This is a genomic window from Mesorhizobium sp. M7A.F.Ca.CA.001.04.2.1 (assembly GCF_003998485.1).
In the GTDB taxonomy this organism is placed as follows: domain Bacteria; phylum Pseudomonadota; class Alphaproteobacteria; order Rhizobiales; family Rhizobiaceae; genus Mesorhizobium; species Mesorhizobium ciceri.
On sequence record NZ_RZQT01000031.1, the window covers coordinates 17,469 to 37,547 of the forward strand.

General features: G+C 63.3%; 22 protein-coding genes and 1 tRNA gene. 9 read left to right on the forward strand and 14 right to left on the reverse strand.

Features of this window, described 5'->3' with window-relative positions:
* The first annotated feature begins 15 nt into the window (after positions 1 to 15).
* The 3 genes from exbB to EN955_RS12605 are packed head-to-tail and all read left to right on the forward strand — an operon-like array spanning position 16 to position 2,400.
* On the forward strand, positions 16 to 987 hold the full coding sequence (gene exbB / locus EN955_RS12595; protein WP_024504725.1) for a tonB-system energizer ExbB: 972 nt from the start codon (positions 16 to 18) through the stop codon (positions 985 to 987).
* A gap of 4 nt (positions 988 to 991) precedes the next feature.
* Positions 992 to 1,459: a TonB system transport protein ExbD gene (gene exbD, locus EN955_RS12600; RefSeq protein ID WP_013528969.1), complete on the forward strand. Its 468-nt coding sequence runs from the start codon at positions 992 to 994 to the stop codon at positions 1,457 to 1,459.
* Positions 1,456 to 2,400 (forward strand): energy transducer TonB, encoded by a 945-nt coding sequence (locus EN955_RS12605; protein ID WP_024504724.1) that lies wholly within the window; start codon positions 1,456 to 1,458, stop codon positions 2,398 to 2,400. Before exbD ends, EN955_RS12605 begins: the two co-directional genes overlap by 4 nt.
* Positions 2,401 to 2,548: 148 nt before the next feature.
* On the opposite strand, the gene EN955_RS12610 is transcribed toward EN955_RS12605, so the two are convergent.
* The 6 genes from EN955_RS12610 to EN955_RS12640 all read right to left on the reverse strand — a co-directional run bounded on the left by EN955_RS12610 (position 2,549) and on the right by EN955_RS12640 (position 6,235).
* Complete coding sequence (locus EN955_RS12610) at positions 2,549 to 2,869, reverse strand: hypothetical protein (RefSeq protein WP_024504723.1); 321 nt, start codon at positions 2,867 to 2,869, stop codon at positions 2,549 to 2,551.
* Between the two features lie 128 nt (positions 2,870 to 2,997).
* A complete protein-coding gene (locus EN955_RS12615) occupies positions 2,998 to 3,258 on the reverse strand; it encodes a hypothetical protein (protein WP_024504722.1) in 261 nt (86 codons plus the stop codon).
* Between the two features lie 4 nt (positions 3,259 to 3,262).
* A complete protein-coding gene (locus EN955_RS12620; protein WP_024504721.1) occupies positions 3,263 to 3,517 on the reverse strand; it encodes a hypothetical protein in 255 nt (84 codons plus the stop codon).
* A gap of 68 nt (positions 3,518 to 3,585) precedes the next feature.
* Positions 3,586 to 4,650, reverse strand: a complete 1,065-nt coding sequence (locus EN955_RS12625; protein WP_024504720.1) for a SagB/ThcOx family dehydrogenase — start codon at positions 4,648 to 4,650, stop codon at positions 3,586 to 3,588.
* A gap of 428 nt (positions 4,651 to 5,078) precedes the next feature.
* Positions 5,079 to 5,828 (reverse strand): helix-turn-helix transcriptional regulator, encoded by a 750-nt coding sequence (locus EN955_RS12635; RefSeq protein ID WP_024504719.1) that lies wholly within the window; start codon positions 5,826 to 5,828, stop codon positions 5,079 to 5,081.
* A 331-nt stretch (positions 5,829 to 6,159) separates the two neighbouring features.
* Positions 6,160 to 6,235: transfer RNA gene (locus EN955_RS12640), tRNA-Ala, on the reverse strand.
* A 160-nt stretch (positions 6,236 to 6,395) separates the two neighbouring features.
* On the opposite strand from EN955_RS12640, the gene EN955_RS12645 reads away from it, so the two are divergent.
* On the forward strand, positions 6,396 to 6,686 hold the full coding sequence (locus EN955_RS12645) for a YggT family protein (protein WP_013528977.1): 291 nt from the start codon (positions 6,396 to 6,398) through the stop codon (positions 6,684 to 6,686).
* A gap of 13 nt (positions 6,687 to 6,699) precedes the next feature.
* Positions 6,700 to 7,017 carry a DUF167 family protein gene (locus EN955_RS12650; protein WP_024504718.1) on the forward strand — a complete coding sequence of 106 codons (318 nt, stop codon included), beginning with the start codon at positions 6,700 to 6,702 and terminating at the stop codon, positions 7,015 to 7,017.
* A 16-nt stretch (positions 7,018 to 7,033) separates the two neighbouring features.
* Here the strand turns inward: EN955_RS12650 and EN955_RS12655 are convergent, their stop codons facing one another.
* From EN955_RS12655 to EN955_RS12665, 3 genes are read right to left on the reverse strand one after another with little or no spacing between them, the layout of a single operon-like run.
* Complete coding sequence (locus EN955_RS12655; RefSeq protein ID WP_024504717.1) at positions 7,034 to 7,915, reverse strand: MurR/RpiR family transcriptional regulator; 882 nt, start codon at positions 7,913 to 7,915, stop codon at positions 7,034 to 7,036.
* 10 nt (positions 7,916 to 7,925) lie between these two features.
* The gene (gene ugpC, locus EN955_RS12660; RefSeq protein WP_013528980.1) at positions 7,926 to 8,993 is read right to left on the reverse strand and encodes a sn-glycerol-3-phosphate ABC transporter ATP-binding protein UgpC; all 1,068 of its coding nucleotides are present in this window, start codon (positions 8,991 to 8,993) and stop codon (positions 7,926 to 7,928) included.
* A gap of 2 nt (positions 8,994 to 8,995) precedes the next feature.
* Positions 8,996 to 9,784, reverse strand: coding sequence for an SDR family oxidoreductase (locus EN955_RS12665; protein WP_024504716.1), 789 nt, complete (start codon positions 9,782 to 9,784; stop codon positions 8,996 to 8,998).
* 183 nt (positions 9,785 to 9,967) lie between these two features.
* Between EN955_RS12665 and EN955_RS12670 the strand changes: the two genes are divergently transcribed.
* The 4 genes from EN955_RS12670 to EN955_RS12685 all read left to right on the forward strand — a co-directional run bounded on the left by EN955_RS12670 (position 9,968) and on the right by EN955_RS12685 (position 14,881).
* On the forward strand, positions 9,968 to 11,200 hold the full coding sequence (locus tag EN955_RS12670) for a sugar ABC transporter substrate-binding protein (RefSeq protein WP_013528982.1): 1,233 nt from the start codon (positions 9,968 to 9,970) through the stop codon (positions 11,198 to 11,200).
* 490 nt (positions 11,201 to 11,690) lie between these two features.
* Positions 11,691 to 12,560, forward strand: coding sequence for a sugar ABC transporter permease (locus tag EN955_RS12675; RefSeq protein WP_024504714.1), 870 nt, complete (start codon positions 11,691 to 11,693; stop codon positions 12,558 to 12,560).
* Entirely contained in the window at positions 12,557 to 13,381 is an 825-nt protein-coding gene (locus EN955_RS12680) for a carbohydrate ABC transporter permease (RefSeq protein ID WP_013528984.1), read from the forward strand. The genes EN955_RS12675 and EN955_RS12680 overlap by 4 nt, the downstream gene beginning before the upstream one ends.
* 24 nt (positions 13,382 to 13,405) lie before the next feature.
* Positions 13,406 to 14,881 carry a M81 family metallopeptidase gene (locus EN955_RS12685; protein ID WP_024504713.1) on the forward strand — a complete coding sequence of 492 codons (1,476 nt, stop codon included), beginning with the start codon at positions 13,406 to 13,408 and terminating at the stop codon, positions 14,879 to 14,881.
* Positions 14,882 to 15,045: 164 nt separating this feature from the next.
* On the opposite strand, the gene EN955_RS12690 is transcribed toward EN955_RS12685, so the two are convergent.
* From EN955_RS12690 to pdxY, 5 genes are all read right to left on the reverse strand, one after another.
* Entirely contained in the window at positions 15,046 to 17,100 is a 2,055-nt protein-coding gene (locus tag EN955_RS12690) for a M3 family metallopeptidase (RefSeq protein ID WP_024504712.1), read from the reverse strand.
* A gap of 96 nt (positions 17,101 to 17,196) precedes the next feature.
* Entirely contained in the window at positions 17,197 to 17,631 is a 435-nt protein-coding gene (locus tag EN955_RS12695) for a hypothetical protein (RefSeq protein WP_024504711.1), read from the reverse strand.
* The gene (locus EN955_RS12700; protein WP_023811712.1) at positions 17,628 to 18,272 is read right to left on the reverse strand and encodes a carbonic anhydrase; all 645 of its coding nucleotides are present in this window, start codon (positions 18,270 to 18,272) and stop codon (positions 17,628 to 17,630) included. Before EN955_RS12700 ends, EN955_RS12695 begins: the two co-directional genes overlap by 4 nt.
* 148 nt (positions 18,273 to 18,420) lie before the next feature.
* Positions 18,421 to 19,191: a DUF429 domain-containing protein gene (locus EN955_RS12705; RefSeq protein WP_024504710.1), complete on the reverse strand. Its 771-nt coding sequence runs from the start codon at positions 19,189 to 19,191 to the stop codon at positions 18,421 to 18,423.
* Positions 19,188 to 20,072, reverse strand: a complete 885-nt coding sequence (gene pdxY, locus EN955_RS12710) for a pyridoxal kinase PdxY (RefSeq protein ID WP_024504709.1) — start codon at positions 20,070 to 20,072, stop codon at positions 19,188 to 19,190. The genes EN955_RS12705 and pdxY overlap by 4 nt, the downstream gene beginning before the upstream one ends.
* Positions 20,073 to 20,079 lie beyond the last annotated feature (7 nt).

The window sequence follows — 20,079 nt, forward strand, 5'->3', positions numbered from 1 at the left end:
ACAAGGAAGAAGCTGTTGTCGAGAAGTGGTTTGTTGGCGGCGTTGGTCGCATCCGTCATCCTGTCGGCCGGCAGCGCGATGGCCCAGGAGCAACCGGCCGGTGCCGCGCCGGCGATTGATGCCCCCACCCCGGCTGCTCCCACGGCCCCAGCGCCGATTGCGCCGGCGCCCGCCGCACCGGCAGTCGCTCCGCCGGCCACGATGGCGCCTTCGCAGCCGGGCACCCAGCCGAACACGGCCGCGCCAGCCGAGGCCGGACCTTCGACGGCGATGGAATTGACCTTGCCGCATGACCTGTCGCCATGGGGCATGTTCATGGCGGCCGATATCGTCGTCAAGGCGGTGATGATCGGGCTGGCCTTTGCCTCCGTCGTCACCTGGACGATATGGCTGGCCAAGTCGCTGGAGCTTTTCGGCGGCAAGCTGCGCATCCGTCGCGCCGTGCGGGCGATCGGCAAGGCCGCCACGCTGAAGCAGGCCAGCAGTACCCTCGACCGCAGCGGCGGCCCGGGCGCGCTGCTGGTGCGGGCGGCCGAGGAGGAGACCGCACTCTCAGCCGGCGCCCTCGATCATGTCTCAGGCGATGGCCTCAAGGAACGGGTTACGTCGCGCCTGTCGCGCATCGAGGCGGCGGCGGCGCGGCGCATGTCACGCGGCACCGGCGTGCTGGCGACGATCGGCTCGACCGCGCCCTTCGTCGGCCTGTTCGGCACGGTCTGGGGCATCATGAACGCCTTCATCGGCATCTCGCAGGCGCAGACCACCAATCTCGCCGTGGTCGCGCCGGGCATCGCCGAAGCGCTGCTGGCCACCGCGATGGGCCTGGTCGCGGCCATACCGGCCGTCGTCATCTACAACGTCTTCGCCCGCTCGATAGCCGGCTATCGGCAGATCCTCGCCGATGCCTCGGCAGGGGTCGAACGACTGGTCAGCCGCGACCTCGACTTCCGCACCGTCGCGCCGGCCGCGCCACTGGCGGCGGAGTAGCGCCATGGGAAGCAGAATCCGACAGACCATGGATGACGATCTCGAGGAAAGCCACGAGATCAACGTCACCCCGTTCATCGATGTCATCCTGGTGTTGTTGATTATCTTCATGGTCGCGGCACCGCTGGCCACGGTGGATGTCAATGTCGACCTGCCGGGTTCGACCGCAACGCCCGCGCCGAGGCCCGAGACACCGCTGTTCCTGACGCTGAAGGACGATCTGACGCTGGCGATCGGCAATGACGGCGTGCCACGCCCGGCTTTCGCCGCGACGCTGGACGCCAAGACCAAGGGTGACAAGCAGACGCGCATCTTCCTGCGCGCCGACAAGGCGGTCGCCTATGGCGACCTGATGGAGGCGATGAACCTGTTGCGCGGCGCCGGCTATCTGAAGATCGCGCTGGTCGGCCTGGAGACGGCTCCCGCGTCCAATGCCCCCGCGCCCACAGCCACCGGTGCGGCGGCGCCATGACGCAAGCGGTCGCCGTGCCCTCGGTCCAGATGTCGCGCTTCGGCTGGCGCGACCTTGGCTTGTGGGCCGGTGCTGCCGCGCTGGTCCTCGGAGCCCATGTCGCGGTCGCCTATGCAGTGCAGAATCTCACCATGGTCACCGAAGCGGACGGCGGTCCGCCACCGGCCCAGGTGATCGAGATGGCGCCGATGGTGGTGATGCCGGCCGTACGAGAACAGGTCGCCGCGCTGGACGCGGTGACGCCAGATCAGACCGAACCGACACCGACGACCGAGCCGACGCCTGAAGAACCGGTCGAAAAGGCGGAGCCGGTTGTCGAGCCGCCGGAAGCGGTCGCGCCTGACGAGGCCGAACCCAACCGGACCGAAACGGCTGAACAGGCCGATCAGCCGCCGCCGGATGAGGTCATCCCGGATGTTGTCGAGGCCGTTACGCCAGACGTCGTCATTCCCTTGCCGCAGCCGAAACCGGTCGAAATTGTCAAAGACAAGAAACCGGTCGAGGCCAAGGCGAAAAAACCTGTCGAGAAGCCCAAGCCGCGGCTTAAGAAGGAGAAGGCGGCTCCGCCGAAGACGGCAACCGTCGCCAGCGCCGACGCACGGCCCGCGGCCAGGACCGCGGCGCCGAAGGCGGCGGAATCGACGTCGCGCTCCGGCGACTCCAGCAAATGGGACTCCCGTCTGGGCGCCTGGATCAAGCGGCACACGCGCTATCCCAGCTCTGCCAAGGCCCGAGGCGTGGAAGGCAGGCCGTATGTCGCCTTCACGGTCGACTCGTCCGGCCGGGTCCTGTCCGCCAAGCTCTCTCGTTCCTCCGGGGATGCGGATCTGGACCGTGCGGCGCTCGCCGTGCTGCAAGGCGCCACGGTGCCGGCACCGCCACCGGACCTCGGCTCGCGTCTGAGCCGTACAGCGCCGTTCGTGTTCAGCCTGCGCAACTAGAGCAGCTCACCGTTTCACGGAAACGGCCAACTACTCTAACTCTTGTTTTGACGCAATTCCCAAGGGAAAACGCTATGCGTATTCCCGGGAAAACCGTTTCACACTTTTCCTGGAATTGCTCTAGAGCCGAACTTGATCGGCTGGCCTGTCAATAGGTCAGTGACAGGCTCAGGGCCTCGACCTGTTCGAGGTAGAAACGGCATTTCGTGCGCAACAGCCCGAGGCTCGGGTCATCGGCTCCGTTGATCTCGATGGTCTGCATCATGAAGTCGAAATGGGCGTGGAAGGCGTCCACTGTACCCCAGAGACTGTCGGCCTGGCAGCTGTCGGCAATCGCCATCGAGACGAGTTGGCGGGCCTCGATCCGCGCGGCGTCAGGCGATGGCGGTCGCCTGGCGATCAAGACGTCGAGCCGACTGAAAATGCTTTCCCTGGCATCGACGCTTCTGATGTTGGCTATCATGTTCATGTGCAGGTCCCCCTTGGCATTCCAGGCGCGCAATAGGCTCCGGTCTGGAATTGCCTGAAAGCTGGTGATCAGAGCGGTTCAGCGGCGCTGAACCACTAAGCGCGTGGCGTTTGGGCGGGCGACTTGCATCAAGCCTGAGCGACCGGATGCCGGTCCTGCGGGCAGGATGCAATCAGGGTCGGGATCGCGGTTGCATCGGAGGGGTGGCCCCTGATGATGTTGGCGACCTCGGCATCGGCCTGCTCGAACCAGTAGACCATGTCGGCGCGGTGCAGATCCGTCGCGGCTTTCTTCAGCAGCGGCAGCAGGCTTTGCAACGCGCACAGCGTCTCCCAGCGGTTTGGCCGGGAGGTCGAGCCGGCCACCGCGCATGCGGCTGACGATTGCATGTCGCTACGCTCTCCGTGGCTGGGCGGCACGATTGTCTTTTGCCTGCGCCTTGGGGTGCAGCGGGTTGCCGCTGAGCTGCGCATGCCTGGCCGGCCGTGCGCCGCGAAGAACGTCGAAGGCCTCCGCATAGGCCATGCCCAGCAGATAGGAGATCATCGGAAAACGGCTTGATTCGGCCATTTGCACGAGCTCATTGGTCATCGACGAAATATATTGAAGACTATCGATTTCCGACTGGCGTAAGGATTGATTTGGCACGTGCTGCTCCTGTCTCTGGTTATACCCTGGGGAACGCGTTACTGGCCGGACTGCACATTGTTGGTCGACTAATTGATGGATTGGCTCGCGGTGGACGGGTCTCTTTCCGGGGTCGAGAGGGTCAAGGCATAGATCGGTGCGTCGGTGAGACTGTCGAGACCAAGCAGCCGCTTGATGGCGGAATGATTGAGCGCGGCTGTCGGACATGCCGACAGGCCATGATTGGTCGCCGCCAGCATGATATTCTGGCCGATATGGCCGGCCTCGATCAGCACGACACGATAGGCGTTGGCGTCCTCATATTTCCACATCGTGCGATCGAGCCTGGCGCAAAGCAGGATCAGGCACGGCATGCTATCAGCCCACTCCTGTCCGCCGACCAGTTCGGAGATCTTCGGCAGATGGTTCGCGGAAATCCTGCCAAGGTCGTGATCGGCGGCGGAATAATGATAGACACCGGGCTCGAGGCCATCGACGCCGAGCGCGACCACATAGGCCTCATAGGGATTCCGCGCGCCGCCGGAAGGGGTCATGCCAAGCGGCAGGGTGCCAACGCAATTGGCGGTCTCGCCGATGATGCCGAGCCCTGCGAACAGGCAATCGGAAAGCTGTTTGGCTGTGATGGTGGGCTGAGCCGCCGTGCGGTTGGTGCGGCGCCGCGCCATCAAGCTAAGAAGTTCGTTGTCTTCCAGTGCATTCGGCAGCTGGATAGCGCCGGCGGAATTCTTGAGCAGGAGGTCCGGCTGCGGCGTATGGCCGGCGCGTTCTATCTGCCGCTCTTCCGCCTGCTCGATGGTCATGTATTCGCTGTCCTGGACGCAGAAATGCATCAGCGCCGTCGGAAGCCCCCAACTCCATTGTCCTGAAAATTGTTCCTCCTGCTCGGCGAGAGGCGATCCGGCGGTGACCAGGGCGGAAAAATCGAGCAACTGCGGAACGACAGCCTTCAACTCGGACTTCGACCACCCATGGGCGCGGGCAATGTCCGCCGTCGATGCCCATTTGTCCCACGATGCGAGAAGGCCGACCATCTCAGGGCTGCATTCGAAGACGCTTCTGGTCAGGAAGTTGCATGCCGTGACCTTGTTCGGTCCGGGGTAGAAAACGAGCGTTTTCGAAGAGCGCATTTTCATGAAGCTGGATGCCATCTGCGGAGCCGAGGCGCCGACAAGCGAACCGCTCGTCGGCGCAGAACGGCTTCAGCGCTTGTTGTAGTGCATACCCTGCGAAAAGAAGACGGTCTGCGTGCCGGCGGCAATCGTCAGCTTCGGAGCGTTAGTCACTTTCTTGGCCATTTTTATCCCTTTCCTGACCCCCATTTGGGATCCGTTGAAAGACCCCCAGAATGGGATCCGCGTGAAGAAAGGTAAGGTCGGAAGAGTTAATGGTTTGTTAAAATTATAGTAAAACCACGAGCCGAAGACGGACGTGTGGATTATCTTTCCTGGCATTAAAGTGTAAAATATCGATTTTATTCAGATACAGAGTAGACAATCGTTGGCATACGCTTTATCGGCGTACGCTTATTCTTATTTGGCGTAAGACACGGCGATCCGAGGGATTAGCCCAACCCGTCCCGGGTCAGGCTGACAACCAGTTGGTCGACGCCCGCATCGTCGAGGCTGATGACATGCGCCATGCTGATGGCATCCCTTGCCTGGATATTGGCAATGTCGCGCCGCATGATGACGGACACGAATGCCGGGCCGGCCTCCGTCAGAAGCATGGCCTTGCCCATCAGCACCGGTTCGGAGATGGGAGCCCATTGCACGGAGATCAGCGACGGCTCTCCGGTCTGTCGGCGATTGATGCCGCTGAAATAGATCCAGTTCAGCCGCGAGATCGCCACGCCATAGTGATTGCCGCGCGCTCGTGCCCAGGTCGATCCCTGGCGCTCCGACCATCCGGTGACCCTTCGGAAGGTGACCAGTTCGGCTTCGCGCCGCACGAAGGTCACCGAGCGCATCAGGAGGTCGAGGCGGCCCGGGATCGAGAAATAGGTGAAATAGGTGCCGCCCGCGATCGAAGGACTGGGAGGGCGGATCATCTGGTTGAACAGGCTCTCGGAAACCGGCGGCAGGCCACGCATCGCGGGCTCGGGTGCGCCGGGATCCTGGTACAGTTCGGCCTCGTCGATCCGAAAGTAATCGCATATCAGCTTGGCGGTGGCCTTGTTGGGAACGGTCTGCCCTTGCAGGTAGCGTTCGAACTGCGTGCGATTGATGTGCAGCTCACGGCATACCGCACTTACGGAGGCATGGTCCTTGCTCAGCCGTCTAAGATTTGCAGCGAGATTCTCGCGAATTGACACGTCTTTGCTTCCGCGGGCGGGTTTTTCATTTCAACTCGAAATCCATATAGCGTCTCCGGTCGCCCCCGCCGAAACGCCTTGGCCACAACGCACAGAAAAAACTGATTTGGTAACGTCAATTTAGTGGGGCGGTTTGCAAAAAAAACGGAAACAATCGACGAGCGCTTCCGCCATAAGTCCAATTGACAAAAGTCTTGCCGGAGATTGCGAAAACAGGCGGCGCGGCGCGCGGCCTTTTAGGCGCGCCGGCACGGCAAATGCCAGCCGTGGAGGCCAGCCCGGACGAGCGTCGCGGACTGCATATGGCGCGGAGAGCGAGGAATTAATCCGCTGGTGGAGCTGAGGAGGATCGAACTCCTGACCTCGTCATTGCGAACGACGCGCTCTCCCAGCTGAGCTACAGCCCCGTCCAGCGGATGGGCGCATTTATCGGGCGCCGCGGTTTCCTGTCAAGGCGGAGGTTTGCCGAAATCCAGTGGCCTGGCAGCCGTACCGGCGCACCGTGGCAGGCGGCCCTTGCCGGTTTCGCGTGCAATGGCTACATGTCGGCAACAATTGGAGACCGGCATGCTCGCCCTCATTCAGACAATCGTCATGGCGCTCGACCTCTACTGGTGGATCATCATCGCATCGGCGATCTTTTCCTGGCTTTACGCCTTCAACGTCGTCAACTCGCGCAATCAGTTCGTCGGTTCCATAGGCAACATGCTCTATCGGCTGACCGAACCGGCGTTGCGGCCGATCCGCCGGTTCATGCCGGACCTTGGCGGCATCGACATCTCGCCGATCATCCTGCTTCTGATCCTGTTCTTCCTGCGGCAGTTCATATTGACCAGTGTGGCGCCTCTGGTCCTGTGAGGCCGATGATCGTATGAGCGCGCCGTTTCGCCTGCGCGATGATGGCGTCGAGCTGTTTGTCCGGCTGACGCCGAAGGCTGCGCTGGACAGGCTCGAAGGCATCGAGACCACGGCGGACGAGCGAAGCCATCTGAAAGCGCGCGCCCGCGCCGTGCCGGAAAACGGCGCCGCCAATCATGCGCTCGAAAAGCTGATTGCCAAGGCGATTGGCGTGCCGGGGTCCGCCGTCTCGGTTGTCGCCGGCGGCACGGCGCGGCTGAAGACCGTGCGCATTGAAGGCGATCCGGAGACGTTGGCGAAAAGCATCGAGGCGCTCGGCCATCAGGCCTGATGTCCTTGCCGGAGGGTCAATCCCCCAGCGGCAAACGCGGATCGTCAACTTTCAACGTGTTGACGCTCTGCTTGATGCGGCGCAGATTTTCCAGAACCCTTGGTCCGCGCGTCTCGGCGACCGAGGTGACGATCATGTCGACGATCGACAGCAGCGCATAGCGCGACGATGTCGGCTTGTAGATATTGCCGTCTTCCAGCGACTGGAAATGGATGACCGTGTCGGCGACCTTGGCGAGCGCGGAGTCCGGCGGGGTGATGGCGATCGTCGTGGCGCCATATTGCTGGGCGACCTGCACCGCATCGATGACCGATCGTGCATAGCCGGAGACGGAGAAGGCGATCAGCGTGGTGTCGGGGGTGGCGACGGCGGCGTACATGCATTGCAACTGTCCGTCGATTTGCGCCAGCACCGACACGCCAAGCCTGAACAGCCGGTTCTGCATTTCGGTCGCCATCATCGACGAAATGCCACCGGAGCCGATGCACAGCACATTGCCGGAAACCGCGATGCGTGCGGCGACGGCGACCAGCGTCGTCATGTCGAGGTTTTCGCTGGCGCGCTGGATGGCCGATATCGCCGCTTCGGTGATGGCGGAAGCGATGCGCTGTTCGCGGGCATCGCGGCTCAACGGCTCCGGCGACAGATACTGGCCGCCGATGGCGATGGCTTGCGCCAGATAGAATTTGAAGTCGCGCAGGCCCTCGCAGCCGAGGTTGCGGCAGAACCGCGTCACCGTCGGCTCGCTGATACCGACGCGCGCGGCAATTTCCGAAATCGCCGCCTTGGAAACGAAGTCGAGGTCTGCCAGCACGAAGCCGGCCAGCTTGCGATCCGACTTCGTTCCGTCCTGCGACATCAGCTGCAGGCGCGTGATGATGTCGGCCGGCGTCTTCATGCTGATATTTTCATAGAGGCAGGCCCGTCGCCTTGTCGAACAGATGGATGTTGCCGGGATCGACCGAAACCGGCAGCAGGTCTCCCGGCCTGACCGGCACCCTGTCACGGAACACGGCGCGTACCGTATCAGCACCGATAGCGCCATAGACATGTGTTTCGGAGCCGGTGGGCTCGACGACATCCACCCTGATCGCCATCGCGTCGACAGCCTCGCCGATGACAAAATGCTCGGGCCGGATGCCGGCCTCCACCGCGCTGTCCGCCGGCACCTGTTTGCCGGCAAGCGCCAGCCGCCCGCCACCGGCCGATTCGAACCAGGTTTTCTCAAGCGTCGTCTTGAGCGAACCCGAGACGAAACTCATCGACGGCGAGCCGAGGAAGGAGGCGACGAACTTGTTGGCCGGCCTGTCATAGAGCTCCAGCGGCGCCCCGACCTGCTGGATCCTGCCGCGATCCATCACGACGATGCGGTCGGCCATGGTCATAGCCTCGATCTGGTCGTGGGTGACGTAGACGATCGTCGATTTCAGCCGCTGGTGCAGAGCCTTGATCTCGACGCGCATCTGCACGCGCAATTGTGCGTCGAGATTGGACAGCGGTTCGTCAAACAGGAACACAGACGGTTCGCGCACGATGGCGCGGCCCATGGCGACGCGCTGGCGCTGGCCGCCCGACAGCTGGCGGGGATAGCGGTCGAGATAGGAGAAGAGATTGAGGACCCCGGACGCCTTCTTGACCTTCTCATCGATTACCGTGCGCGTCTCGCCGCGTATCTTCGGGCCGAAACCGATATTGTCCGATGCCTTCAGATGCGGAAACAGCGCATAGGACTGGAACACCATGGCGATGTTGCGCTGCTGCGGCGGCAGCGCGTTGGCGCGCACGCCGCCGATCAACAGATCGCCGGAAGTGATCGTCTCCAGGCCGGCGAGCATGCGCAGCAAGGTCGACTTGCCGCAGCCGGACGGCCCGACCAGGACGACGAACTCGCCGCTCTTGATATCGAGGCTGATGTTCTCGAGGATCTTGTGCTGCCCGAAGGATTTCGACAGGTCGCGGAACTCGACGTCGGTCATGCTCACGCTCCCAATATGTCGTCGATGAAGGGCAGGCAACCGGCGGTCAGTCCCGCGTCCACGGGCATCACCACGCCTGTTACTCCCGATGCGCGATCGGACGCAAGGAAAGCGACGGCTTCCGCCACTTCCGCAGCGTTGACGATGCGACCGAGCGGATAGAGCCGCTGCAATTTGCCGAGGATTTCGGGATCCTTGGCAAGGCGGTGGTCCCAGGCGGCGGTGCGGATCGATCCGGGGCAGACGACATTGGCGCGCAGGCCGCTGCGGCCGAGCTCGACGGCGATCGCCTTGGCATAGGCGTTGATGCCGGCCTTGGCCGCGGCATAGGCGGGATTGCCGAAATGCGTGATGGCGTTGACCGAGGAGATGAAGACGACGCTGCCGGAGCCACGGCTGGCCATCGCCTTGACCAGCGGATCGGCGAAATTCATCACGCCGGTCAGGTTGAGGTCGAGTTCCTGCTCAATCCTGTCGGGGTTGAGCGCGGGGAGCGTCTCGGCGCGCGTCCAGCCGGCATTGTTGATGAGAATGTCGGGCACACCGTCCCGGTCGAGGATGGCGGCGATCGCCGTGGCTATCGACGCCTTGTCGAGAAGATCGAAGACGTGGCGGGCGGCAAAATACGGGCTCTTCAACGCCTCGCTCGACTGGTCGCAGCCTACGACCCTGGCGCCCCTTTGCGCCATCAGCGCCACGATGGCCGTGCCGAGGCCGCCGCCCGCACCCGTCACAACGACAGTCTTGCCCTCGAATTCGGCCCTGCCTTCGAGTTCCGTTTGCGAAACCACCGTGCGTCATCCTCCGGGATCTTCGACAGGTCGGATCAGGCCTAGTCCACAAAATGTAATTAAGCAACAGAATAATCTGCTTGCAAGCCTTCAAATCCTCGATAATGTAGGAAAGTCACATAAATCTTTTGCTTGGGTAACGAAGAGGCGCGCAGGCGCAAAAATCAAAATGGGAGAGTTCAAATGAGTCTTGCAAAATGGACTGTCGGCCTGATGGCCGGAATGAGCATGCTGGCAATTGCGGCGCAGGCGGATGCGGGCGAGGTGCGGGTCACCGTGGCCGAGTACAGCGCCAAGACTGGCCCATATTTCGACAGCGTCAAGAAGGAATTCGAGGCGGCGAACCCCGGCATCACGGTCAAGTTCGAAGTGGTGCCGTGGGATGTGCTGCTGCAGAAGCTGACCACCGACATCACCGCCGGCACCAATGCCGATCTGTCGATCATCGGCACGCGCTGGCTGATCGACTTCGTCCAGCAGGATGTCGCCGAGCCGCTCGACGGCTACATCAAGCCCGACTTCAAGGACCGCTTCATCGACACCTTCCTGTCGCCCTCGATCATGGATGGCAAGACCTACGGCCTGCCGATCGCTGCCTCGGCGCGCGCCATGTACTACAACAAGGAGCTGTTCGAGAAGGCCGGCATCGCCAAGCCACCGGCAAACTGGACCGAGCTGCAGGAAGATGCGCGCAAGATCAAGGCTCTGGGGTCCGGCACGTTCGGCTTCGGCCTGCAGGGCAAGGAGATCGAGACCGACGTCTATTACTACTATGCGATGTGGTCCTACGGCACGGAAATCCTCAACAAGGACGGCACTTCGGGCCTGAGCACGCCCGGCGCGCTTGAAGCCGCCAAGCTTTACAAGTCGATGATCGACGAAGGCCTGACCGAACCCGGCGTCACCTCCAACAACCGCGAGGACGTGCAGAACCTGTTCAAGCAGGGCAAGGTCGGCATGATGATCACCGCACCCTTCCTGTCCAACCAGATCAAGGACGAGGCGCCGAACCTGAAATACGGCGTTGCGGCCATTCCCGCCGGACCGACCGGCGCGCGCGGCACCTATGGCGTCACCGATTCCATCATCATGTTCAAGAACTCCAAGAACAAGGACGAGGCCTGGAAGCTGCTCGATTTCCTGTTCACCACGGAGCAGCGTGCCAAGTTCACACAGGGCGAAGGCTTCCTGCCGGTGAACAAGGAAGAGGCCAAGATGGACTACTACGTCAACAATGCCGATCTGGCCGCGTTCACCGCTCTGCTGCCCGACGCCCGCTTCGCGCCGGTCATCCCGGGCTGGGAAGAGGTCGCCCAGATCACGTCGGACGCCATGCAGAAGATCTATCTCGGCGGCGACCCCGAGGCAGGCCTGAAGGACGCGGCGGCCAAGGCCAATGCGGTGCTGAAGAAGTAGGGGCAGTGCTGAAGGAATAGGGCGTATCTCCCTGCGCCCGTGGCGCGCCCCAGATTCAGGCGGGGCGCGCCACATCTTGCAGCCTCGAGCAGAAAGATAGTTCGTCGATGTCAACGCCGCCCAGCCAGGCTCCTTTCCTCTCCCACCGGAGGGGGGAGAGGTGGCTCGGCGAAGCCGAGACGGAGTGGGGGAACCACCTGGCAGCCACCGCGAACGGATATAGGAAGAGCACCAGGCGCAAGCCTCGCCTTGCGCCCAAGGGGTCGACCCCCACTCCGTCGAGCTTCGCTCGACACCTCTCCCCCGATCGACGGGCGAGAGGAAAGGGGCCCTTCCGCAACTGCTGCGGAGAACGGACGAGCAGGTGAGGGCAGCGCCGACGGTTGCAAGGAATCCTGAAGCGGTGCCCTGAGAAGAACGAGGCCGGACCAAGTCAATCTGTTAAGCCAGCGAAATCCAATCTCCCCGCAACGCGGTACAAAGCCAGCCGATGCAAAATCGTTTCTTGCCCTATCTCCTGACCTTGCCCAGCCTGTTTCTGGCGGCGGTGGTCATCTTCTGGCCGGTCTGGGACCTGATCCAGATCTCGACGCATGACGTCAGCCGCTTCGGCCAGCTTCGTGACTTCAACGACTTCGCCAATTTCGCGGCACTCGCTGCCGATCCCGATTTCACGGCCGCGCTTTGGCGCACCGGCCAATGGACGGTGATGGTGGTCGGCGGCGCGCTTCTCTTGTCGATCCCGGTGGCGATGATCCTCAACACCGATTTCTATGGCCGCGGCATTGCCCGCGTCATCATCATGCTGCCCTGGGCGGTGTCGCTGACCATGACTGCGGTGGTCTGGCGCTGGGCGCTGAGCGGCGAAAGCGGCATGCTCAATTCGGCGCTGATCGGCCTCGGCCTCATCGATCACAACATCCAGTGGCTGGCGAGTGCCGAAACCGCCTTTCCGATGCAAGTGCTGATCGGTATCCTGGTGACGGTGCCGTTCACGACGACGATCTTCCTCGGCGGGCTGTCGTCGATCCCGGACGATCTCTACGAGGCGGCGGCGCTTGAAGGGGCGACGCCGCTGCAGCAGTTCCGCGAAATCACCTTTCCGCTCCTGAAACCGTTCATCAACATCGCCATCGTGCTCAACACCATCTACGTCTTCAATTCCTTCCCGATCATCTGGGTGATGACGCAGGGCGGGCCGGCCAACTCGACCGATATCCTGGTCACCCATCTCTACAAGCTGGCCTTCCGCATCGGCAAGCTGGGCGAAGCATCGGCGGTGTCGCTGGTGATGTTCGCCATCTTGCTGGTCTTCACCATGATCTATGTGCGGCTGGCGATGCGGGAGCAACGCGCATGACGAGCAAGCTCAAGCGTTCGATCATCGCCTGGCTGCTGCTGGCGCCGCTGATTGTGGTGACGCTCTTTCCCTTCGCGGTGATGTTCCTGACCGCAGTCAAGCCGAGGCAGGAAGTGCTGTCGCCGACCTGGTGGCCGAGCGAATTCCGCTGGTCGAATTTTTCCGACATGTGGGTGGCGACGGGCTTCGGCCAGGCGCTGCTCAATTCGCTCTACGTGTCTGTGATCGCCACCGTCGGCGCCATCCTGATCTCGGTTCCGGCGGCCTATGCGATGTCGCGCTTCCGCTTTGCCGGCTACGGCGCCTTGCGCCAGTTCCTGCTGATTTCGCAGATGATCTCGCCGATCGTGCTGGTGCTCGGCCTGTTCCGGCTGATGGCCGCCTGGGGCCTGGTCGAGAGCACGACGGCGCTCGGCTTCATCTACATGGCCTTCAACGTCGCCTTCACGGTGTGGATGCTGCAGAGCTATTTCGACACCATCCCCCGCGATCTCGAGGAAGCCGCCTGGATGGAGGGCGCCGGCCGCTGGCTGACCTTGCGCAAGGTGTTCCTGCCGCTCTGTCTGCCGGCGATCGCGGTGACGGCGATCTTCACCTTCATCAACGCCTGGAACGAGTTCGTCGTGGCGCTCACCATGCTGCGCAGCCAGGAAAGCTACACGCTGCCGATCCAGGTGTTTTCGCTGGTCGCCGGCCGCTACACCATCGAATGGCATCACGTCATGGCCGCGACGCTGCTGGCGACCTTGCCGGTGGCCATCCTGTTCATCTGGCTGCAGCGCTACCTCGTCAGAGGCCTGGCGCTCGGGGCGGTCAAATAGCGCCTATTCACGGACGGAGCTTTCATGCGCATTTTCACCGCCTCGCTGGCGACGGAAACCAACACCTTCTCGCCGGTGCCGACCGATAGGGCTTCGTTCGAGATGGCCTTCTATGCCGGGCCCGGCAAGCACCCGGAAACGCCGACGCTGTGCTCCTCGCCGATGGTGGCGCTACGCCGGCGTGCGGTGGCCGAAGGCCTCGATGTCATCGAAGGCACCGCCACCTGGGCCGAGCCGGGCGGCCTGGTGCAGCGGCAGACCTATGAGGCTTTGCGCGACGAGATTCTGGGCCAGCTCAAGGCGGCGCTGCCGGTCGATGCTGTCATCCTCGGCCTGCATGGCGCCATGGTGGCGCAAGGCTATGACGATTGCGAAGGCGATCTGCTCGAACGGGTTCGCGCAATGGTCGGGCCGGAGGTGGTGATCGCCGTGGAACTCGATCCGCACAGCCATCTGACACCGAAGCGCGTCGCGGCCTCCGACATTCTCGCCTATTTCCTCGAATTTCCGCACACCGATTTCTACGAGCGCGGCGAACATGTCGTCAAGCTTGGCCTGGCAGCAGTGCGTGGTGAGATCAACCCTGTCATTTCGACCTTCGACTGCCGCATGATCCAGGTGCTGCCGACCAGCCGCGAGCCGATGCGGTCCTTCGTCGATCGCATCAAGGCGCTGCACGGCAAGGACGGCGTGCTGTCGGTCTCCGTCATCCACGGCTTCATGGCGGCCGATGTGCCCGAGATGGGCACGCGCATCCTGGTCGTCACCGACAATGACAAGGCCAAGGGCGACGCGCTGGCGGAACGGCTCGGGCGGGAACTCTACGCGCTGCGCGAAAAGACGGCGATGACGATGCTGAGTGCTGCCGACGGCATCGATCGGGCGCTGGCCGTGCGCACAGAAAATTCGGGCAAGCCGGTGGTCATCGCCGATATCTGGGACAATCCCGGCGGCGGTGTGCCCGGCGACGGCACCTTCGTGCTGCGCCAGATGCTGGTGCGTGGCCTGGACAGGTTCGCCGTCGCGACCATCTGGGATCCGATCGCGGTCACCTTCTGCCTGGCGGCAGGCGAGGGCGCAGTCATCGACCTGCGCTTCGGCGGCAAGGCCGGGCCGCAAGCCGGCGAGCCGATCGATGCGCGCGTGCGCGTGCTGAAGGCGGTTGCGGAGGGCTGGCAGAGTTTCGGGCCAAGCCGGGTGACGCTTGGGCCGACGGCGCTGGTCCGCCTCGAAGGCACCGAGGTCGACATCATCCTCAACACCAACCGCACGCAGACCTTCGAGCCGGATATCTTTTCCAACATCGGCGTCGATCCGCTAGCCAAGGACATGCTGCTGATCAAGTCGACCAATCATTTCTACGCCGGCTTCGAGCCGATCGCCGCCGAGATCATCTATGTCTCGGCGCCGAGTTCGTATCCCAGCAATCCGGCGGTGACCGATTACAAGAAGCTGACAAGGCCGGTGTGGCCGAGGGTGACGGATCCGTGGAAAGTGTAGGGTTCTCCCTTCTCTCCTTGTGGGAGGAGGTGGCCTCGCGAAGCGAGGTCGGATGAGGGGTGTTCCAGCGGAGTGAGGCGTTGGCATTTCCTGGAGCACCCCTCATCCGTCTCGGCGCTACGCGCCGATCCACCTTCCCCCACAAGGGGGGAAGGGAAAGCCAATCACGCCAGCCCGCGCTTGGCCATCATCGCTTCCGGCGACGGCATCTTGCCGCGAAATGCGGTGTAGAGTTCTTCCGGATCCTTCGAGCCGCCGGCGGCGTAGATGTTCTTGCGCAGCCGCTCGGCGAGCGCCGGGTTGAAGGGGTCGCCGGTTTCCTCGAAGGCGGCAAAAGCATCGGCATCGAGCACTTCCGACCACATGTAGGAATAGTAGCCGGCCGAATAGCCTTCGCCGGAAAAGACATGCCCGAAATGCGGCGTGCGGTGACGCATGGCTATGGTGTCCGGCATATGCAGTTCTGCAAGCGTTTCGGCTTCGAAACGAAGCGGCGCTTCAGGCGCCTCCGCCCGCGCGTGATAGGCCATGTCCATCAAGGCGGAGGCGGTGAATTCGACCGTGGCGAAGCCGGCGCCGAAGGTGCGCGCGGCCAGCATCTTGTCGAGCAGCGCCTTGGGCATCGGCTTGCCGGTCTTGACGTGCAGCGCGTGCTTCTCCAGCACTGCCGGCACGGTCAGCCAGTGCTCGTAGAGCTGCGAGGGCAATTCGACGAAATCACGGCTGACCGAAGTGCCCGAAACCGAGGGCCAGGTGACGTCGGTCAGCATGCCGTGCAGCGCATGGCCGAATTCGTGGAACAGCGTTTTGGCCTCGTCGACCGACAGCAGAGCCGGCTCGCCCACCGGCGGCTTGGCGAAGTTCATGATGTTGTAGATGACCGGGCTTGCACCGTGGCCGAGCCTATAGCCGGATTGCAACGCGCTCATCCAGGCGCCGGATCGCTTTGACGGCCGGGCGAAATAGTCGGCCAGGAACAGGCCGCGCTCGCTGCCGTCGGCATTCTTCACCACGAAGACGCGGGCGTCCGGATGCCAGGCCGCGATGCCCTTTTTCTCTTCGAAGGTGATGCCGAACAGCCGTGTCGCCACGTCGAAGCAAGCGTCGATGATCCGGTCGAGCTGCAGATAAGGTTTCAGTTCCGCCTCGTCGAAGGCGAATTTCTCCGCGCGCAGCTTCTCCTGGTAGAAGCGCCAGTCCCAGGCAGCGAATTTTTCGTTGCTGCCGGCTGCGGTGGCCAGCCGTTGCAATTCGATCTGGTCGCTTGCTGCCTTCTCAAGCGCTTTTTCCCACACCGGATCGAGCAGCGCGTGCACGGCCTTCGGCGTCTTGGCCATGGTGTCGTCGAGCTTCAGCGCGGCGAAAGAGGCGTAGCCGAGCAGCTTTGCCTTTTCGGCCCGCAGGCGCAGCATGTCGCGCACCACGTTCGTGTTGTCGGTGGCGCCGCCATTCTGGCCGCGCATGGTGAAGGCGCGGAAGGCGATCTCGCGCAGATCGCGGCGTTCGGAGAAGGTCGAGAACGGCTCATAGATCGAGCGCGACAGAGTGACGGCATAGCGGCCCTTCTGGCCACGCATTTCGGCGGCCTCGGCCATGGAGCTTTTCACGAAGTCCGGCAGGCCGGCAAGGTCGGCTTCATCGAGGAACAGCGCCCAGTCGCGCTCGTCGGCCAGAACATTCTGGCCGAAAGCTGTGCCGAGCGAGGACAATTCCTCGCTGATGCTTGCCAGCCGCTTCTTGCCGTCGGCGTCGAGCTTGGCGCCGGAACGGACGAAGCCCTTCCAGCTCTTTTCCAGCACCCGCAAGGTCTCTGCGTCGAGCTTCAGGCTCTCACGGCGCTGGTAGAGATCGTCGATGCGGGCAAACAGCCGCTCATTCATTGAAATCGCCGAGAAATGCCTGGACATTTTCGGCGAGATGTCGCGCTCCAGCGCCTGGATCGTCTCGTTGGTGTAGGCGCCGGCGCGGCACCAGAAGATCGACGAGACACGATCGAGCGCTTCGCCGCCGAGTTCCAGCGCGGCAAGCGTGTTCTCGACGGTCGGCGCATCCTTGTTGCCGGCGATCGCCTCGATCTCGGCCTCGTGCGCCTTCAGCGCCGCGTCGAAGACCGGGGAGAAGTCGCCGTCGCCAATGCGCGTGAAATCGGGCAGGCCGAGCGGCCCCTGCCACGCGGTCAGCGGATGGGCGGCGAGGTCGACGGCTTTCGTGGAAGGCATGGACAGTCTTTCGTTGGTGGAGCAGGCAGGCGGGTCGTACCCGATGTAGGGCGCGGCCGGCGGACCCGCAATATGCGGATTTGGCCGATATCGCCCTCAAAAGCCGTCGCAGTTTTCGGCGATCGCCGCTTGTGAACTGGCGGTGATGCGGTTGTCGGTGACCGCGAAAGTTTCCTGCATCAGCATGTCGTTGTTGGGGAAATCGTAGCAGGCGACTACCGTGGTGACGCCGCCTTCGCTTTTCTCGATCCGGTGCCGGATCGCAGCACCGGCAACGGCACCTTTCCATTCGTCGATCGAAGCGATGAATTCCTGCTTGCTTTGCACGATGCCGAGGTCGTCCAGCTTGATGCGGACATCGTCGGCGAGCAGGTCGGACAGTTCCGTGCGGTCGGCGACCAGCAGCGCCGAATACCAGCGGCTGATGAGGGCACGATCATCGGCGCGGGCGGCAATAATCGCCAGCAGCAGTGCGGCCGCCGCAAAAGCGACCGACCTGATGTTCACCAGCTTGCGCGCCGCCGCGTTCATCCCAGTTCCGGCCGTTCGAAATCGCCAGTCTCCTTGTTCATCGTCCAGAGTTCGCCGGTCGAGATATCGAACCAGGCCCCATGCAGCGACAGCCGTCCCTTGCCTTCGAGAATCGAGACGCAGGGAAAGGTTCTGAGGTTGGCGATGGAATAGCGGATCGAGATGCGCTCCAGCGCGGTCTGGCGCTCCGAAGCGGTCATGAAGGTGCTGGAGGAGACGGTTTCGGCCGCCGGCGCGATCAGGCTCATCCACTTGCCGATGAAGTCGCCCGGCGACAGCGGCGCGGAATTGGTGTCGAGCGCTGCACGGATGCCGCCACAGCGGCCATGGCCCATGACGACGATGTTCTTGACCTTGAGGCTCTGCACGGCGAATTCAAGCGCCGCCGAGGTCGAGTGGAACTCGCCGTCGGGTGCATAGGGCGGCACCAGATTGCCGACATTGCGCAGAACGAAGAGTTCGCCCGGCCCAGCGTCGAAGATCGCCTCGGGCGCCGAACGCGAATCGCAGCAGGCGACGATCATCGTCTCCGGCGCCTGGCCTTCGCGAGCGAGATCGCGATAGCGCCCGCTCTCGGTGAGGTAGCGGCCATTCATGAAATTGCGATAGCCGGCGAGAAGATGTTCAGGGAGATGGGACATGGGCGGCGTCTGGAGCCTTTCCGGGTTGGATGCGGCAGCTCGTTGCGGTCTAGAGAGGCTCTAGCGGCAAAAGCCGGTCGCGAGCAATGCAGAATTATGAGGGCTGGCTAGAAATGCCATGCATCGAGCGCAACCGTGGCCAACAGCGTCACGCCCAGATGGCGACGGGAATGCCAAAGCTGTCGCGGCCCGGCGGGTCGGGAAACGGCCGCGCCTCGCCGCCGACGATGCGACCGGCGATCAGCGTCATCGCGGCTGCGTCGAGGAAGTCATCAGCGGCGGCACCGCGGGGCGGCGGCTGGTCGAGAAAGCCCTTATCATAGCCGAGCCGGCAGAGCAGCGCCTTGCGTTCCGCCATGCCGGCCGGATTGATGCTGCCCTTGATCTTCTTCGGCAGTTGCATGGCTTGATTGCCGTTCAAGCGGCAGAAAGCGACTTCCGGGTGCGATTCAAACACGCGGCTGCGCAAATCGGGCCGCGCGATCAGCACGGCGTCGATCTCGCGGATCTTGGCAAAAATGCCGAACGCCTGGATCGACACGCCGCGCGGCGGATCGGATGTGGTCAGGGCCACCGCGCTTGCCCTGACGTGCGCGGCATACCAGGCTTCGATGGTGGTGAAGCCGTTGGTGTCGGCATAGAGCGCGGCACGGGACGGGATCGAGAAGACACTGGACTGGCGTGCCCCGAGCAGCGGCCGCACCAGGGCTTCGGGGCCGCGCCCGCCCTTGCCCGAAAAGCCGGGCAGGCCGATCGGCATGTCGACGGCGATGACAGCGTCTACGGGAAGGGATGCGAGCAGGGCAGTGAAGGTTGCAAAGACACCGACCGACGGTGCCATGCCAAAAGTTCGTCGGACGGCGATCCAGCCGGCCTTGCAGCCATCGACGCCGACAAGTACGGCCTCAGTCGATGTCACGCCCGGCGGCCCCGCCCTGGATGTGTGAGGTGGCGAAGCTGGACCATCGCCATCGGATGCGACAGGCTCTGCGCATCGGTTTCGAGCTGCAGTTCGTCGCCGCCGCGCTTGGCGGTGCGTGCCAGGATCTCGTAGACCGCCGCCGTCGTCGATTGCAGCGCCTTGATCGGCGGCTGGCTGGACAGGATGCGTGCCAGGTAAACGGCCGCCGTCAGATCGCCCAGGCCATTCGGCGGCTTGTCGATCAGGCGATGTTCGGCGAGCAGCGCCTGGCTGTTATCGAGCAGGAGGTTGCCGGTGCCGCCCGTCATCATCGACGGCGCCGAGGTGACCAGCATGGTCGATGGTCCGGCGTGCAGCGCCGCCGCGATCACCGATTTCATGTCTGGCAACGCGGCGCCGGCCATCCATTCCAGTTCGTAGCGGTTAGGGGTGGCTATGTCGGCGATCGGCATCAGCCGGTCGCGCATGGCGATGGCGGTCGGTTCGGGCACATAGAGGCCGCCCGAATCACCCATCACCGGATCGCAGATATAGACGGCGCCGGGCGTCCTTGCCTTGACCGCGGCGACCAGCGAGGCGACGGCCTCGGCCTGGCCCGCCTCGCCGAGATAGCCGGACAGCACGGCGCCGACCTCACCCAGCCATGGCGCCCGCTCGAGATCGGCCATCAGAGCCTTGAACTCGTCGAGCGGCGGCACGATGCGCGTCGCGCGCCCATGGCCGGGATGCCAGGGCAAGATGACGGTCGGCACCGCCCAGACCGGGAAACCCAGGGTCTCCAGCGCAAAGACGGCGGCACGGTTGCCGACCGAGCCACGCGCGACATGGCTGGAAATGACGATGACCGCACGCGGCGCGTCGGTTTGTTCGGCGCTCATTGTCGTT

What these genes read in the sequence shown, in the direction of transcription:
- exbD (WP_013528969.1), top strand. Translation starts at nt 992, where the DNA reads ATGGGAAGCAGAATCCGACAGACCATGGATGACGATCTCGAGGAAAGC.
- EN955_RS12605 (WP_024504724.1), top strand. Translation starts at nt 1,456, where the DNA reads ATGACGCAAGCGGTCGCCGTGCCCTCGGTCCAGATGTCGCGCTTCGGC.
- EN955_RS12610 (WP_024504723.1), bottom strand. Translation starts at nt 2,869, where the DNA reads ATGAACATGATAGCCAACATCAGAAGCGTCGATGCCAGGGAAAGCATT.
- EN955_RS12615 (WP_024504722.1), bottom strand. Translation starts at nt 3,258, where the DNA reads ATGCAATCGTCAGCCGCATGCGCGGTGGCCGGCTCGACCTCCCGGCCA.
- EN955_RS12625 (WP_024504720.1), bottom strand. Translation starts at nt 4,650, where the DNA reads ATGAAAATGCGCTCTTCGAAAACGCTCGTTTTCTACCCCGGACCGAAC.
- EN955_RS12645 (WP_013528977.1), top strand. Translation starts at nt 6,396, where the DNA reads ATGCTCGCCCTCATTCAGACAATCGTCATGGCGCTCGACCTCTACTGG.
- EN955_RS12650 (WP_024504718.1), top strand. Translation starts at nt 6,700, where the DNA reads ATGAGCGCGCCGTTTCGCCTGCGCGATGATGGCGTCGAGCTGTTTGTC.
- EN955_RS12655 (WP_024504717.1), bottom strand. Translation starts at nt 7,915, where the DNA reads ATGAAGACGCCGGCCGACATCATCACGCGCCTGCAGCTGATGTCGCAG.
- ugpC (WP_013528980.1), bottom strand. Translation starts at nt 8,993, where the DNA reads ATGACCGACGTCGAGTTCCGCGACCTGTCGAAATCCTTCGGGCAGCAC.
- EN955_RS12670 (WP_013528982.1), top strand. Translation starts at nt 9,968, where the DNA reads ATGAGTCTTGCAAAATGGACTGTCGGCCTGATGGCCGGAATGAGCATG.
- EN955_RS12675 (WP_024504714.1), top strand. Translation starts at nt 11,691, where the DNA reads ATGCAAAATCGTTTCTTGCCCTATCTCCTGACCTTGCCCAGCCTGTTT.
- EN955_RS12680 (WP_013528984.1), top strand. Translation starts at nt 12,557, where the DNA reads ATGACGAGCAAGCTCAAGCGTTCGATCATCGCCTGGCTGCTGCTGGCG.
- EN955_RS12685 (WP_024504713.1), top strand. Translation starts at nt 13,406, where the DNA reads ATGCGCATTTTCACCGCCTCGCTGGCGACGGAAACCAACACCTTCTCG.
- EN955_RS12690 (WP_024504712.1), bottom strand. Translation starts at nt 17,100, where the DNA reads ATGCCTTCCACGAAAGCCGTCGACCTCGCCGCCCATCCGCTGACCGCG.
- EN955_RS12695 (WP_024504711.1), bottom strand. Translation starts at nt 17,631, where the DNA reads ATGAACGCGGCGGCGCGCAAGCTGGTGAACATCAGGTCGGTCGCTTTT.
- EN955_RS12700 (WP_023811712.1), bottom strand. Translation starts at nt 18,272, where the DNA reads ATGTCCCATCTCCCTGAACATCTTCTCGCCGGCTATCGCAATTTCATG.
- pdxY (WP_024504709.1), bottom strand. Translation starts at nt 20,072, where the DNA reads ATGAGCGCCGAACAAACCGACGCGCCGCGTGCGGTCATCGTCATTTCC.